A 15,659-nucleotide genomic window follows, 5' to 3' on the forward strand; every position below is an offset into this window, starting at 1 on the left:
CAAGCATATGAAACTCTCGAATCAGCTGTATATCGATGGCGCGTGGATCGAAGGCCGTGGCGCGCCGTTCGCCTCGCACAATCCCGCGACCGATGAACGCGTGTGGGAAGGCAAGAGCGCCGATGCATCCGACGTCGACCGCGCTGTGTCCGCCGCGCGCCGCGCGTTTGTCGCGTGGTCGGCACTGCCGTTCGACGAACGCGTCGGCATCGCGCGGAAGTTCGCCACGCTGCTCAACGACAACAAGGAAGCGCTGGCCAGCACGATCGGCCGCGAGACCGGCAAGCCGCTGTGGGAAGCGCGCACCGAAGTGGCGACGATGGCCGCGAAGGTCGAGATATCCGTGCAGTCGTACAACGAACGCACCGGCGAAAAGCGCGCGCCGATGGCCGATGGCGTCGCGGTGCTGAGGCATCGTCCGCATGGTGTCGTGGCCGTGTTCGGGCCGTACAATTTTCCCGGTCACTTGCCGAACGGCCACATCGTGCCCGCGCTGATCGCGGGCAACGCGGTCGTGTTCAAGCCGTCGGAACTGGCGCCGGGCGTGGCCGCCGCGACGGTCGACCTGTGGATGCAGGCCGGACTGCCCGCCGGCGTGCTGAACCTCGTGCAGGGGGAGAAGGACACGGGCGTCGCGCTCGCGAATCACCGGCAGATCGACGGTCTCTTCTTCACCGGCAGCTCGGACACCGGCACGCTGCTGCACAAGCAATTCGGCGGACGCCCGGAGATCGTGCTCGCGCTGGAGATGGGCGGCAACAATCCGCTCGTCGTCGCGCAGGTCGAGGACATCGATGCGGCCGTGCATCACACGATCCAGTCGGCGTATCTGTCGGCGGGGCAGCGCTGCACGTGCGCACGACGCCTCTTCGTTCCAGACGATGCGTTCGGCGAGCGCTTCATGGCACGCTTCACGGAAGTGACGTCGAACATCCAGTATGGCGCATTCGATGCCGATCCGCAGCCGTTCATGGGCGCGGTGGTTTCGGCGCGTGCGGCGGCGAAGCTCGTCGCGGCGCAGGCGCAACTGATCGAGCAAGGCGCGGTGGCCGTGCTTGAGATGAAACAGCGCGACGCGCGTCTCGGCCTCGTCTCGCCCGCGATCCTCGACGTGACGAACGCACGCGACGTCCCCGACGAGGAGCACTTCGGCCCGATGGTGCAGGTCACGCGCTACAAGTCGTTCGACGAAGCCATCGAGCGCGCGAACGATACCGCTTACGGCCTCTCCGCCGGTCTCCTCGCCGACGACGAAGCCGCCTGGCTGCACTTCCAGCGCACGATCCGCGCGGGCATCGTCAACTGGAACCGGCCGACCAATGGCGCGTCGTCGGCGGCGCCGTTCGGTGGCATCGGACGCTCGGGGAATCAGCGGCCGAGCGCATACTACGCAGCCGACTACTGCTCGTATCCGATGGCTTCCGTCGAAAGCGCGCAATTGCAGATGCCCGCGAGCGTCTCGCCCGGCCTCACATTCTGAAGACCACGGACTGGCAAGGATTCACGATGCAAGCATTCGAAGCGAACTTCGACGGGCTCGTCGGCCCGACGCACAACTACGCGGGGCTGTCGTTCGGCAATGTCGCGTCGCGCAACAACGAGAAGTCGGTGGCGAATCCGAAGGCCGCGGCGAAGCAGGGCTTGCGCAAGATGAAGCAGCTCGCGGATCTCGGTTTTCATCAGGGCGTGCTGCCGCCGCTGGAACGGCCATCGCTGAAGTTGCTGCGAGAACTGGGTTTCACCGGCAGCGACACGAGCGTGATCGAACGCGCCGCGCGCGAGGCGCCCGAACTGCTCGCGGCGGCGAGTTCGGCATCCGCGATGTGGACCGCCAACGCGGCGACCGTGAGCCCTTCGGCGGATACGTCGGACGAGCGCGTGCACTTCACGCCGGCCAATCTCGCGAGCAAGCTGCATCGCGCGATCGAGCACGGCGAGACGCGCCGCTCGCTCTGCGCTATCTTCGCTGACGAAGCGCGCTTTCGCATTCATCATGCGTTGCCGGGCACGCCGGCGCTCGGTGACGAAGGCGCCGCGAACCACACGCGTTTCTGCAGCGAGTACGGGGCGCGGGGCGTCGAATTTTTTGTGTATGGCCGTAGCGAATATGGTCAGGGTCCGCAGCCGCAGCGCTATCCGGCAAGACAGACGCTCGAAGCGAGCCGCGCAGTGGCGCGCCTGCACGGACTGGGCGAACGCTCGACCGTCTTCGCGCAGCAACTTCCCGACGTGATCGATGCCGGCGTCTTTCACAACGACGTGATCGCGGTCGGCAATCGTGAGACGCTGTTCTGCCATCAGCGCGCGTTCCTCGACCAGCCGAAGGTCTACGATGAACTGCGCTCGAAGCTCGACGCGCAGGGCGCGAAGTTCACCGCGATCGAAGTGCCGGAAGACGAAGTGAGCGTCGCGGATGCGGTCTCGTCGTATTTGTTCAACAGCCAGTTGCTGACTGGCGCCGATGGCCGCCAGGTGCTCGTCGTGCCGCAGGAATGCCGCGAGAATGCGCGCGTCGCGAAGTATCTCGATTCGCTTGCCACGCGCTCGACGCCGATCGACGAAGTGCTCGTCTTCGATTTGCGCGAGAGCATGAAGAACGGCGGCGGCCCGGCGTGTTTGCGTTTGCGCGTCGTGCTGAACGACGCCGAACGCGCGGCCGTCAACGCGGGCGTGTGGATGAACGACACGCTCTTTGCGCGCCTCGACGCGTGGATCGATACGCACTATCGCGACCAGCTCGCGCCCGCCGATCTCGCGGACCCGCAACTGCTCGACCAGTCGCGCACGGCGCTCGACGAGTTGACGACGATCCTCCGCCTCGGTTCGATCTATGATTTCCAGCGCTGAGGGCGCCATGCTCGCCGATTTCCTCACGTTCGTGCTCGACGGAAGGCGTCCCGCGTTGAGCGAAGGTGTCGCGCCTTCGGGCGTGCGCTGGACGTGGCTCGGAGAGGGCATCCTCTGCCTGGAACCGCAACACGACGCGACGCACAGCGTGATCGCCTCCGCAGGCGTGCACGGCGACGAAACCGCCCCGATCGAAATCCTCTCGACGCTCGTCGCGGACATCGCGAGCGGCGCGGCGAAGCTCACCGCGCGCGTGCTCGTGATTCTCGGCAATATCGCGGCGATGCGGATCGCCGATCGCTATCTTGACGACGACCTCAACCGCCTCTTCAACGGCCGTCACCTGGCGCTGCCGTCGAGCCGCGAAGCGCCGCGCGCCGCCGAACTCGAAGCGGCGTCGCTCGCGTTCTTCACTGATGTCACGCATCCGAAATGGCACATCGACATGCACACGGCGATTCGCGCATCGGTGTTCGAGCAGTTCGCACTCTTGCCGCACACGGGCGCGCCGCTCGCCCGCGCGATGTTCGACTGGCTGCGCGACGCGCATCTCGAAGCCGTACTGCTGCATCGCGAGAAATCGAACACATTCACGCATTTCACCGCCGAGCGCGCGGGCGCGTTGTCGTGCACGCTGGAGCTCGGCAAGGTGCGGCCGTTCGGACAGAACGATCTCGCGCGCTTTGCCGCATCGGATCGGGCGTTGCGCCGGTTGATCGCGGGGGAGGGCACAGCCGATGCGGAGCGGCCGATCCGCGTGTTTACGGTCGTCGGCCAGATCGACAAGCAGAGCGACCAGTTCGTCCTGGACGTCGCGAGCGATGTGCCGAATTTCACGCCCTTCGCACGCGGCACCGAACTCGCGCGCGACGGCGATTATCGCTATCGCGTGACGCACGACGAGGAGCGCATCGTGTTCCCGAATCCGAAGGTGAAGCCGGGTTTGCGCGCGGGTTTGCTCGTCGTCGATACGACCGCGGATACGCTGGCCTCCCTCGCTTGAGCCACGCTTTCACTTGCGCGTGAGCGACACGCGCTTGCCAGTTTTTGCCGCCTGATCCCCAACGTTGCGCAGCTGCATGCCTGCAGCCACGCGCTACAATCGCCGCCCCCTCGTCTGTTGCGATGCACCATCGCGGCGCGGCGCATTTGAGCCGCGATTTTTGCGCTGTGATGCTCCGTGCACGGTCGCAAGAAGACCGCGGACGAGACGCAATAATCACTGGAGGAAACCGAGTTGAAGCATCTGTTTGGGCTGAATCACAAGGCCGCTGTCCTGGCGTTCGCTGCCAGCGCGGCATTCGGCGCGCACGCCGCCGACATGAAGGAAATGCGCTTCGGCGTCGAGGCGTCGTATGCGCCGTTCGAGTCGAAGTCACCGAGCGGCGAACTGATCGGCTTCGATATCGACGTCGGCAATGCCGTCTGCGCGAAGCTGAAGGTGAAGTGCGTGTGGATCGAAAACTCGTTCGACGGCCTGATCCCGGCGCTGCAGGCGCGCAAGTTCGACGGCATCAACTCGGACATGACGATCACCGACAAGCGCAAGACCGCAATCGATTTCACCGATCCGATCTACACGATCCCGAACCAGTTGATCGCGAAGAAGGGCAGCACCATCCAGCCGACCGTCGATGGTTTGAAGGGCAAGCATGTCGGCGTGCTGCAAGGGTCGATCCAGGAGACCTACGCGAAGGCCAAGTGGGCGCCGGCGGGCGTCGATGTGCAGTCGTATCAGGCGCAGGATCAAATCTATGCGGACCTCGCGTCGGGCCGGCTGGATGCGGCGTTCCAAGATGCCGAGGCGGCGTCGAAGGGCTTTCTGAAGATGCCGCAGGGCGCGGGGTTCGCATTCGCGGGGCCGGCTGTGTCGGATGAGAAGCTGCTCGGCGCGGGCGTGGGGTTCGGCGTGCGCAAGAACGACAAGGCGCTGAAGGAGTCGCTCAACCGGGCGCTGAAGGAACTGAAGGACGATGGCACGATCGACAAGCTCGCCGCCAAGTACTTCGATGTGAAAGTGGTGATGAAGTAAAGCTTCGCGCGTGATCGACAGGAGCCGCCCGGTGTCAAAACCGGGCCAGGCTCCTTGTCGTCCGGTCCTGAGCCCGAATCCAGAAAAATAAGGATCGACCTTGCATTGCGGGCGGTGCTGGGCGACGACGATCAGGCGGTCGGCATGGCGCCGATCAGCCGGCGAGCAGCGCTTCAGGCACCGCAGGTTGCGCGACGGATCGGCGCAGGCGCCCGAATCCAGCCACGCAGTACAATATGGGGTTACGTTACCGCGATCCGCCGGACCATCCCCCATGCCGCAGACTTCCTCCCCCATCACGCCGTCGACGGCCGCCCCCAAGGTCGGCTTCGTCTCGCTCGGTTGCCCTAAGGCCCTCGTCGATTCCGAGCAGATCATCACGCAGCTGCGCGCCGAAGGCTACGAAATCTCCGGCACCTACGACGGCGCCGATCTCGTCGTCGTCAACACGTGCGGTTTCATCGACGAAGCCGTGCAGGAAAGCCTCGACGCCATCGGCGAGGCGCTGAGCGAAAACGGCAAGGTCATCGTGACCGGTTGCCTCGGCGCGAAGAAGAGCGCGAGCGGCACGGGCCTCATCGAGGAAGTGCATCCGAAGGTGCTGGCCGTCACCGGCCCGCACGCGACCAACGAAGTGATGAACGCGGTCCACACGCATCTGCCCAAGCCGCACGATCCGTTCACCGACCTCGTCCCGGCCGCCGGCATCAAGCTCACGCCGCGCCACTACGCGTATCTGAAGATTTCGGAAGGGTGCAATCACCGCTGCACGTTCTGCATCATCCCGTCGATGCGCGGCGATCTCGTCTCGCGCCCGGTCGCCGACGTCATGCTCGAAGCCGAGAATCTCTTCAAGTCGGGCGTGAAGGAACTGCTCGTCATCTCGCAAGACACGAGCGCGTACGGCGTCGACGTCAAGTACCGCACCGGCTTCTGGAACGGCAAGCCGATCAAGACGCGCATGACCGACCTCGTCGGCGCGCTCGGTGAACTCGCCGCGCAATACGGCGCGTGGGTGCGCCTGCACTACGTGTATCCGTATCCAAGCGTCGACGAAATCATTCCGATGATGGCCGAAGGCGCGCTGAAGGGTCACGTCCTCCCGTATCTCGACGTGCCGTTCCAGCACGCGCATCCGGAAGTGCTCAAGCGCATGAAGCGCCCGGCGAACGCCGAGAAGGTGCTCGAGCGCGTGCAGGCGTGGCGCAAGATGTGCCCCGACCTGACGATCCGCAGCACGTTCATCGCGGGCTTCCCCGGCGAGACGGAAGAGCAGTTCCAGACGCTGCTCGACTTCATCCGCGTGGCGGACCTCGATCGCGTGGGCTGTTTCGCGTACTCGCCGGTCGAAGGTGCGACCGCCAATGAACTCGACGGCGCGCTCCCCGACGAAGTCCGCGAAGAGCGCCGCGCGCGCTTCATGGAACTGGCGGAGGAACTGTCGGCGGCGCGCATGAAGCGCAAGGTCGGCAAGACGCTGAAAGTGCTTGTTGACGAAGTGAGCGCCGAAGGCGGCGTCGGGCGCACGGCGGCGGACGCGCCGGAAATTGACGGTGTGGTGTACATCGCGCCGGCGACGAAGGCGTCGAAGCGTTACAAGGCGGGCGATTTCGTGTCGGTGAAAATCTCCGGCGCCGACGGCCACGATCTCTGGGGTGAGGTGTAACCATGTCCGACACGCCGCAAGTCCTCGCGCTCGGCGAGGCGATGATCGAATTCAATCAGTCGACGGCTGGCGAGCCGACTTACCTGCAAGGCTTCGGCGGCGACGTGTCGAACTTCCTGATCGCGGCGTCGCGACAGGGCGCGTCGGCGGGGTTCGTGTCGGCGGTCGGCAACGACCAGTTCGGGCAGTTGCTGCTCGACCTCTGGCGCACGGAGCGCGTCGATACGTCGACGGTTCGAATCGACAACAACGCGCCCACCGGCGTTTATTTTGTCTCGCACGGCGCGAACGGCCATCGTTTCGACTACCTGCGCGCGGGCTCGGCGGCGAGCCGTTACGCCGCGTCAGACTTGCCGCTCGAGGGAATCGCCGCGGCGAAGGTCGTGCATCTGTCGGGTATCAGTCTCGCGATCGGCGTGTCGGCGTGCGACGCGGCGTTCGCCGCCATCGATCACGCGCGCAGCCACGGCGTGAAGGTGAGCTTCGATACCAATCTGCGGCTGAAGCTGTGGCCGCTCGCGCGGGCGCGCGCGGTGATGCTCGAAGCGATCCGCGCGACCGACATCTGCCTGCCGAGCTGGGACGACGTGACCGATCTCACGGGCTTGACGGACAAGGACGCCATCGTCGATTTCCTGCTCGAGCTCGGGCCGAAGGTCGTGGCGCTGAAGCTCGGCAAGGAGGGCGCGTATATCGCGACGCCGGACGAGCGGCGCGTCGTGCCGGGCCGCGTGGTGCAGGCCGTCGATGCCACTGGCGCGGGCGATTGCTTCGGCGGAGCGTTCATCGCGCGGATCGTCGCGGGCGACGATCCGTTCGCGGCCGCGCGCTACGCCAACGTGGCGGCCGGGCTGTCGACGCAGGGCTTCGGCGCTGTGGCTCCGATTCCCGATCGCGCGACGGTCGAACGGGCGCTGGCCGAGTGATAAGATGATTAGTATCAGAAACCAATGATGGAGACAAAAATGCAACGTGAAGTCGTGGTGGTGAGCGGTGTGCGGACGGCAATCGGTGACTTCGGCGGCGCGTTGAAAGACTTCGCCCCGACCGATCTCGGCGCGCGCGTCGTGCGTGAGGCGCTGTCGCGCGCGAACGTGTCGGGCGAGGACGTCGGGCACGTGGTGTTCGGCAACGTCGTCCATACGGAGCCGAAGGACATGTACCTCGCGCGCGTCGCGGCGCTGAACGGCGGCGTCGCGCAGCACGCGCCCGCGCTGACCGTCAACCGCCTGTGTGGCTCGGGATTGCAGGCGATCGTCTCGGCGGCGCAGTCGATCCTGCTCGGTGACGCCGATATCGCGATCGGCGGCGGCGCGGAAAGCATGAGCCGCGCGCCTTACATCATGCCGTCGGCGCGCTTCGGCCAGCGCATGGGCGACGCGCGCGTCATCGACATGATGCTCGGCGCGCTCAACGATCCGTTCGACAAGATCCACATGGGCGTGACGGCGGAAAACGTCGCGGGCAAGTACGGCATCACGCGCGAAGCACAGGACGCCCTCGCGCTGGAATCGCACCGGCGCGCGGCGAACGCAATCAAGGAAGGCTATTTCAAGGACCAGATCCTGCCGATCACGATCGCCTCGAAGAAGGGTGACACCGTCTTCGATCAGGACGAACACGTCCGCCTGAACGCGACTATCGATGATTTCTCGAAACTCAAGACCGTGTTCGCGAAGGAAAACGGCACGGTGACGGCGGGCAACGCGTCGGGCATCAACGACGCGGCGGCGGCTGTCGTGCTGATGGAGCGCAGCGTCGCGGAAAAGCGCGGCGCGAAGCCGCTCGCGCGCCTGGTCGCTTACGCGCACGCGGGCGTCGATCCGAAGTTCATGGGCATCGGCCCGGTGCCGGCGTCGAAGAAGGCGCTGGAGCGCGCGGGGCTGACCGTCGCCGACCTCGACGTGATCGAAGCCAACGAGGCTTTCGCCGCGCAGGCGTGCGCGGTCACGAACGAATTGCAGCTCGATCCGTCGAAGGTCAATCCGAACGGCTCGGGCATCTCGCTCGGCCATCCGATCGGCGCGACCGGCGCCTTGATCACGGTCAAGGCGTTGTATGAGTTGCAGCGCATCGGCGGGCGCTATGCGCTGGTGACGATGTGCATCGGCGGCGGACAGGGCATTGCGGCGATCTTCGAGCGCATTTGAGCCAAGGAAACAAACGGATGATGCAGAAGCACACGGTGGCAATCGGTCAGGCAAGACTAGGCGTGATAGCGGCGCTTGCGGCGTTATCGCTCCTCGCGGGCTGCAACTCGCCGATGCCGCCGGGAGGCTCATCTTCGGCCGCCACCGAAAAAACCGACGACGTGATCGGCGCGAACAAGGCGATCGCCGCGCTCGCGCTGCCGCCCGTCAAGCCGCTCGCGCCGAACCCGGAATACGCGCGCTTTCCGCGCTATGTGGGCACGCTCGGCGGCCGTCAGGTCGAGATGAAGCTCGGCGCGAAAACCGACGAGGCGTCGGGGATTCATGGCGAATACAAGTTCGTGGGCAGTCCGTCGGTGATCCTGGTCGCGGGTGATCGCGACGGCGACGCGCTCGAAATCGAGGAATCGAACGACGGCACGCACATCACCGGCAACTGGATCGGCAAGTTCGCGTCGGACGGCAGTGTCTCGGGCGAGCGCATGAATGCCGACGATTCCGACCCGCAGCCGTTCGACCTGCGCCCGGCGGTGGCGGGCGTGACGGTGCCGGCCAACCGCGAGCCGAAAGCCGCTGCGCCTTCGCTGGAACCTGCGCCCCCGGCGGTGAAAGCTCCGCCGCGCAATGCCGTCGGCGGCACGAGCAACGTGATCATCGGCGAATAACCGGCGCGCAGTGCAGCGTTGCATCGAATGAAACGTGACACGCCATCGAACTTTGTTCGATGGCGTTTTTTCTCCTAGTAATCAGAATCCATCACGCCATGACCGACTCCAGCAACAAGGCACCGAAGCACGGACAACAGACCCGCATCGTTCATCCCGACGACAACCTGACTCCTGGTTTCGAAGCGTTCCCGGTGCCCGTCACGCGCGCATCGACGATCGTCTTTCCGAACCTCGCCGCGATGCGCCAGCTTGTCTGGAGCGACGACTCGCAGTGGCGCTACGGCCTGCACGGCACGCCCACGACGATCACGCTCGCCCAGCGCATCGCCGCGATCGAGGGCGGCGAACACGCGCTGTTGCAGCCGTCGGGGTTGTCGGCGATATCGAACGTGTACTTCGGTTTCGTGAAATCGGGCGACCACGTGCTCGTGCCGGATAACGCGTATTCGCCGAATCGCGAGCACGCGGACTGGCTCGTCGCCGACTACGGCATCGAAGTGACCTACTACGATCCGATGATCGGCGCGGGTATCGCGGACCTGATCAAGAGCAACACGAAGCTGATCTGGGTCGAGGCGCCCGGCTCGGTGACGATGGAAGTGCAGGACGTGCCCGCGATCGCGGCGGTGGCCCGCGCGCGCGGCATCGTCACGGCAATGGACAACACGTATTCGGCGGGGCTCGCGTTCAAACCGTTCGAGCATGGTGTCGATATCTCGGTGCAGGCGCTCTCGAAGTACCAGTCGGGCGGCAGCGACATTTTGATGGGCGCGACGATCACCGTCGAGCGCGAGTTGCACATGAAGTTGAAGCGCGCGCGGATGCGTCTGGGGATCGGCGTGTCGTCGGATGACTGCTCGCTCGTCTTGCGCAGCCTGCCTTCGATGACCCTGCGCTACGCCGCGCACGACCGCACCGCGCTGGCGCTGGCGCAGTGGCTGAAGACGCGTCCGGAAGTCGCGGCGGTGCTGCATCCGGCCATCGACGATTGTTTGGGGCACGAGTTTTACGCGCGCGATTTCAAGGGCGGCGCGGGCGGGCTCTTCTCGTTCGTGTTCGACAAGCGCTACAGCGCGCAACAGGTCGATGCGTTCGTGGAAGCGCTGGAGTTGTTTGACATTGGCTGGAGCTGGGGCGGCTCGCACAGCCTCGCGATGCCTTACAAGATCGGCGCGATGCGCACCGCGGTGAAGTGGCCGCACGAGGGCGTGCTGGTGCGGTTCTTCGTCGGACTGGAGGATGAGGCCGATTTGCGCGGCGATATCGAACGGGCGATGGGGAAGGCGTTCGCTTAAAAGCGCGTTCAATATGAGGGAGGCGTCAGAACAAACGTAGCAGGCCGTCCAGCCCGACGAAGTTGAACGCCACGCTTGCCGCCTCCCGCACCACCGGCTTCGCCCGAAACGCCACCGACAACCCTGCTTCCGCCATCATCTTCAGGTCGTTGGAGCCGTCGCCCATCGCGATGGCGCGTTGCGGATCGATGCCGATCGTCGCGCACGTTTCGCGCAGCGTTCGCGCCTTGACCTCGGCGTTCACGATCTCGCCGATCACCTTTCCGGTCAGCTTCCCGTCGACGATTTCGAGCGTATTTGCGCGCGTGAAATCGAGGCCGAGGCGCGCTTTCAGCTTCTCGGTGAAGAACGTGAAGCCGCCTGAGACGAGCAGCGTCTTCAACCCGGCCGCGCGCGCTCCCGCGAGCATCGTCTCCGCACCCGGCGACAGGTGCAGCCGTTCCTCATAAACGCGTTCCAGAGCGTTCGCGTCGAGGCCTTTCAACAGCGCGACGCGGCGCGTCAGGCTTTCGTTGAAGTCCTTGATCTCGCCGCGCATCGACGCTTCCGTGATCGCCGCGACTTCCGCCTTCAGTCCGCAAAAGTCCGCAATTTCATCGATACATTCGATCGTGATCAGCGTCGAATCCATGTCCATCGCGACGAGGCCGAAATCCGCAAGACCCGCGCCTGGCGCGACGAACGCGTAGTCGAGCGCGTGCGTGCCGCAGTACGCGTCGATGTCGGGGCGCTGCAGCGGATCGGCGCCGATGAAGCGCACGAGCGTGTCGTCGGCGCGCGCGGTTTGCGTCGAGCGGGCGAGGGCGGCGAGCGGCTTGAGATGCGCGTCGGCGATCGGGGAAGGGCTTTGGACGACGAGGTTCATGGAGAGCGCTGTAAAAATGCGTGGAGGCGAGACCATCCATTGTAATGGTGCGGACCGATGGCGGACCTGCGCGCACGGCCGCTATGATGCGCAAAAACGATCGAACCGGAGACATCGATGAATTCCGCCGCACCCGCTGTCGAACTCGCTCGGGCATTCGACCTGCGCCGCCTCGACGCCTCGTTCTACGCCGATCCGTATCCGGTCTACGACGCGCTGCGCACGCACGAACCGGTGAAGCGCATGCCGGACGGTTCGCTCTTCCTCACGCGCTATCGCGACATCCAGGCCGTGTATCGCGACGCGAAGGCGTTCAGTTCCGACAAGACCGTCGAGTTCGGCCCGAAGTACGGCCCATCGACGCCGCTCTACGCGCATCACACGACGAGCCTCGTCTTCAACGACGCCCCGCGCCACACGCGCGTGCGCAAGCTGATCGCGGGCGCGTTGACGGCGCGCGCGATCGCGGCGATGGAGCCGGGTTTGATCGCGCTCGTCGACGGCCTGCTGGATCGCGCACAGGAACGCGGCCAGTTCGACCTGATCGACGGTTTCGCGTCGGCGATTCCGGTCGAAGTGATCGGCAACCTGCTCGACGTGCCGCACGACGAGCGCGAACCGCTGCGCGACTGGTCGCTCGCGATTCTCGGCGCGCTGGAGCCCTCGCTGACGGCGGATCAGGAAGCGCGCGGCAATCGCGCGGTGAGCGAATTCATCGAATATCTGAAGGTGCTGGTGAAAAAGCGCCGGGCGCGTCCCGGCGATCCGCAACACGACGTGCTCACGCGCCTGATCCAGGGCGAAGCCGACGGCGAGCGTCTCGATGAAGCCGAACTGCTGCACAACTGCATCTTCATCCTGAACGCGGGCCACGAGACGACGACGAACCTGATCGGCAACGGTCTCGTGCTGCTCGCGGCTTGGCCCGGCGAACGCGAGCGGCTGCGGCGCGAGCCGGCGCTTCTGGACAGCGCGATCGAGGAGTGCCTGCGCTTCGAGAGTTCGAACCAGCTCGGCAACCGGATCGCGGCCGCGGATACGTCGATCGGCGACACGCCCGTCGCGCGCGGGACGCCGGTGACACTGTGCATCGGCGCGGCCAATCGCGATCCTGCGCAGTTTCCCGAGCCGGATCGCTTCGATATCGGCCGCGAGCCGAACCGGCATCTCGCGTTCGGCTTCGGGATTCACCAGTGCGCGGGGTTGTCGCTCGCGCGGCTGGAGGCGCGCATTGCGATCGGGCGGTTTATTGAACGCTTTCCGGAATATCGCGTGGCCGGCGAGCCGAAGCGCGCGGCGCGGGCGCGCTTTCGCGGATTCGTCAGCGTTCCTGTTGCGCTCGTTTGACCGGATTCAACGCATCACACGCGCCGGATCGACATCCCAATAAGGCGGCTCGCCGAAGCGCCCGGTCAGGAAGTCGATGAACGCGAGCGTCTTCGGCGGCACGAACGCGCGGCTCGGATACACCGCCCAGATCGCGACGGTTTCCGCGAGCGGATAGTCGTCGAGCACGGTCACGAGTTCACCGCTCGCGATCAATGGCGCGACGCTCCACGTCGACTTGAGGCCGATGCCGAAGCCCGCCGCGAGCGCATCGCGGATCACCTCGCCGTTGTCCGTCACGAGCCGCCCCGAAACGCGCACGTCGATCGTGCCCGCTGGCGTGACGAAGGCCCAGTTGCGCTGATCGGCGAGGATCACGCATTCATGCTGCGCGAGATCGGCCGGATGGCGCGGCGTGCCATGCGCGGCCAGATACGCCGGCGACGCGCAGAGCACGCGCCGGTTGGTCGCGAGCTTGCGGGCAACGAGCGTCGAATCCTTCAGCGCGCCGATGCGGATCGCGAGGTCGATGCCTTCGTCGACGAGATCGACGAGCTGGTCCGTCAGCCGCAATTCGAGCGACACGCCCGGAAACTGTCGCAAAAACGCGGGAATCAGCGGCGAAACGTGCTGCCGCCCAAGCGACGACGGCATCGTCACGCGCAGTCGTCCGTGCGGCTCGGCGAGCGCACGTCCGACCGATGCGCGGGCGGCATCGGCGGCATCGAGCAGTTGCCGCGCATGCGCGGCGAAGATTTCGCCTTCCTGCGTCATGCTCACGCGGCGCGTCGTGCGATGCAGAAGGCGCGCGCCGAGCGTGCGTTCGAGCGCGGCGAGCCGTGCGCTCGCCGCCGCCGCGGACAACCCGAACTCGCGCCCCGCCGACGATACGTTCGCCAGCGCAGCCGCGCGCACGAATAGCGCGACGTCGAGGAGATCGAGGCGGGAAGTATCGCCGGGGACTGTCATTTTCTTGTTTTGCCGAATAATGTTTCAGCGATTATGACGGTTTTCAAAGAGGAAAGATCGGCTTAGGATCGACTCCAGAACATCTATCGGAGCCACCATGAAAGCCATCGCCCTGACGCGCTATCTCCCGATCTCGAACCCCGAATCGCTGATCGACATCGAACTCGACAAACCCGTGCCCACCGGCCGAGACCTGCTCGTGAAAATCGAGGCAATCGCCGTGAACCCGGTCGATACCAAGGTTCGCGCGCCGAAGGACACTGTCGAAAAGACGCCGCGCGTGCTCGGCTGGGACGCGGCGGGCATCGTCGAAGCGGCCGGCCCGGACGCGACGCTGTTCAAGCCGGGCGACGCCGTCTACTACGCGGGCAGCATCACGCGGCAGGGCGCGAACAGCGAGTTCCATCTCGTCGACGAGCGGATCGTCGGCGCGAAGCCGAAATCGCTCGATTTCACCTGCGCGGCCGCGCTTCCGCTCACGACCATCACCGCGTGGGAAGCGCTGTTCGAACGCCTCGGCGTCTCGCCGGAAGGCGCGGACGAGGGCAAGTCGGTACTGATCGTCGGTGGCGCGGGCGGGGTGGGGTCGATCGGCATCCAGCTCGCGAAGAAGGTCGCGAAGCTGAGGGTGATCGCGAGCGCGTCGCGTCCGGAGTCGGCGAAATGGGCGGCGGATCTGGGCGCGGACCACATCGTCAACCATTTCGACGACATCCCGCAGCAACTGAAAGCGATCGGCCACGAGCAAGTCGACTACGTGCTGATCTTCAACGACTCCGACAAGCATTTCCCAGCCGCCGCCGCGGTCATCAAGCCGCAGGGCCACATCTGTTCGATCGTGGAAAACAGCGAGCCGCTCGACATCGGGCTCCTGAAGGCGAAAAGCGCCGCGTTCCACTGGGAATTCATGTTCACGCGCTCGATGTTCGGCACGCCGGACATGATCGAGCAGCACAAGCTGTTGTCGGAAGTGGCGCGGCTGATCGACGCAGGCACGCTCAGGACGACGCTCGGCCGCGACCTCGGACGCATCGAGGCCGCGAACCTGCGCGAGGCGCATCGCCTGCTGGAGGACGGGCGTGCGATCGGCAAGCTCGTTTTGACGGGTTTTTGACCGGCATCAGCGCTTTTCATATGCCTGACGGCCGACGCGGGTTATCCCTAGGGCCGCCAGGCGTGCGCCGCGCTAGACTGGTTCGGCTCACGGCTACGGGCAGCGCGATTTGGCGCAGACCCGTCTCGCGTGACGACCCACTTCGGAGGTGCCGGCATGAATCGTCGTCTGAACGTTTGTCGCTCTCGAGCCGGTTTCGCGGCGCTCGCGGTGTGCGGCGTTTTTCTTTCCACATCGGCGTTCGCCACGCCCGGCATCAAGGTCCAGGAAGAAGCCGCCAACGACGGACCGATCAAATACACCGTGAAGATGGCGTCGAAAACGTTTGGCAACGAACAGGAAACGCGCACGATCCGCTCCGGCCAGACGGACGACTTCACCTGGCAGAGCGCGGCGCCCGGCGGCGCGCAGCCGGTCCCCGACGATTGCCCGAACGTGTCGAGTCTCGCGCGCAACGCGGAAGGCGCGGCGGTGCGGCAGGTGCAGATCCGCTTCGCATCGGTGGTCGCTGATAACGGTTCGGCAAACGTTCAACTCAGCTTCCAGGCGCGCGCGCCGAAGGGGACAAGCAAGGTCACGGTGGGCGGCAAGGCGTTGCAATGTCCGGTCGAGACGCGTCTTTCGCAGATCGTGCGCTTCACGATGCCGACGACAGGCGGTTCCAAGATGGTCACGCTCAGCGACGGCACACAACTGACCGTCAGCGCGAGTCGCAAATAACCAGAGC

The 15,659-nt window shown here is 65.4% G+C and carries 14 protein-coding genes; 12 read left to right on the forward strand and 2 right to left on the reverse strand.

The genetic code is table 11. The features are described 5' to 3' along the window. Window positions 1-7 precede the first annotated feature (7 nt). The 9 genes from astD (at window position 8) to AWB65_RS19700 (ending at window position 10,658) form a co-directional block, all read left to right on the forward strand. Complete coding sequence (gene astD, locus AWB65_RS19660) at window positions 8-1,480, forward strand: succinylglutamate-semialdehyde dehydrogenase (protein ID WP_087668731.1); 1,473 nt, start codon at window positions 8-10, stop codon at window positions 1,478-1,480. 26 nt (window positions 1,481-1,506) lie between these two features. Beyond that, window positions 1,507-2,847, forward strand: coding sequence for an N-succinylarginine dihydrolase (gene astB, locus AWB65_RS19665; protein WP_087668732.1), 1,341 nt, complete (start codon window positions 1,507-1,509; stop codon window positions 2,845-2,847). After that, window positions 2,831-3,850 carry a succinylglutamate desuccinylase gene (astE, locus tag AWB65_RS19670; RefSeq protein WP_087668733.1) on the forward strand — a complete coding sequence of 340 codons (1,020 nt, stop codon included), beginning with the start codon at window positions 2,831-2,833 and terminating at the stop codon, window positions 3,848-3,850. Before astB ends, astE begins: the two co-directional genes overlap by 17 nt. A 243-nt stretch (window positions 3,851-4,093) precedes the next feature. Further along, the gene (locus AWB65_RS19675; RefSeq protein WP_143281806.1) at window positions 4,094-4,879 is read left to right on the forward strand and encodes an ABC transporter substrate-binding protein; all 786 of its coding nucleotides are present in this window, start codon (window positions 4,094-4,096) and stop codon (window positions 4,877-4,879) included. 274 nt (window positions 4,880-5,153) lie between these two features. Then, entirely contained in the window at window positions 5,154-6,545 is a 1,392-nt protein-coding gene (gene rimO, locus AWB65_RS19680) for a 30S ribosomal protein S12 methylthiotransferase RimO (protein ID WP_087668734.1), read from the forward strand. A gap of 2 nt (window positions 6,546-6,547) precedes the next feature. Beyond that, window positions 6,548-7,471 carry a sugar kinase gene (locus tag AWB65_RS19685; RefSeq protein ID WP_087668735.1) on the forward strand — a complete coding sequence of 308 codons (924 nt, stop codon included), beginning with the start codon at window positions 6,548-6,550 and terminating at the stop codon, window positions 7,469-7,471. 39 nt (window positions 7,472-7,510) lie between these two features. Beyond that, window positions 7,511-8,695: a beta-ketothiolase BktB gene (bktB, locus tag AWB65_RS19690; protein WP_087668736.1), complete on the forward strand. Its 1,185-nt coding sequence runs from the start codon at window positions 7,511-7,513 to the stop codon at window positions 8,693-8,695. Window positions 8,696-8,715: 20 nt separating this feature from the next. Beyond that, window positions 8,716-9,360, forward strand: coding sequence for a hypothetical protein (locus AWB65_RS19695; RefSeq protein ID WP_087668798.1), 645 nt, complete (start codon window positions 8,716-8,718; stop codon window positions 9,358-9,360). Window positions 9,361-9,458: 98 nt separating this feature from the next. Continuing rightward, window positions 9,459-10,658 (forward strand): cystathionine beta-lyase, encoded by a 1,200-nt coding sequence (locus tag AWB65_RS19700; RefSeq protein WP_087668737.1) that lies wholly within the window; start codon window positions 9,459-9,461, stop codon window positions 10,656-10,658. 25 nt (window positions 10,659-10,683) lie between these two features. On the opposite strand, the gene serB is transcribed toward AWB65_RS19700, so the two are convergent. Next, window positions 10,684-11,523 (reverse strand): phosphoserine phosphatase SerB, encoded by an 840-nt coding sequence (serB, locus tag AWB65_RS19705; protein ID WP_087668738.1) that lies wholly within the window; start codon window positions 11,521-11,523, stop codon window positions 10,684-10,686. A gap of 117 nt (window positions 11,524-11,640) precedes the next feature. Here serB and AWB65_RS19710 point away from each other — a divergent pair, with 117 nt between their 5' ends. Next, entirely contained in the window at window positions 11,641-12,870 is a 1,230-nt protein-coding gene (locus AWB65_RS19710; protein WP_087668739.1) for a cytochrome P450, read from the forward strand. A gap of 6 nt (window positions 12,871-12,876) precedes the next feature. Here the strand turns inward: AWB65_RS19710 and AWB65_RS19715 are convergent, their stop codons facing one another. Next, window positions 12,877-13,818: a LysR family transcriptional regulator gene (locus tag AWB65_RS19715; protein WP_087668740.1), complete on the reverse strand. Its 942-nt coding sequence runs from the start codon at window positions 13,816-13,818 to the stop codon at window positions 12,877-12,879. Between the two features lie 97 nt (window positions 13,819-13,915). Here AWB65_RS19715 and AWB65_RS19720 point away from each other — a divergent pair, with 97 nt between their 5' ends. After that, window positions 13,916-14,932, forward strand: a complete 1,017-nt coding sequence (locus tag AWB65_RS19720; RefSeq protein ID WP_087668741.1) for a zinc-binding alcohol dehydrogenase family protein — start codon at window positions 13,916-13,918, stop codon at window positions 14,930-14,932. Window positions 14,933-15,088: 156 nt separating this feature from the next. Next, window positions 15,089-15,652 (forward strand): DUF6013 family protein, encoded by a 564-nt coding sequence (locus AWB65_RS19725; protein ID WP_087668742.1) that lies wholly within the window; start codon window positions 15,089-15,091, stop codon window positions 15,650-15,652. Window positions 15,653-15,659: the final 7 nt, after the last annotated feature.

This window comes from Caballeronia humi, from assembly GCF_001544475.1.
GTDB classification, from domain to species: domain Bacteria; phylum Pseudomonadota; class Gammaproteobacteria; order Burkholderiales; family Burkholderiaceae; genus Caballeronia; species Caballeronia humi.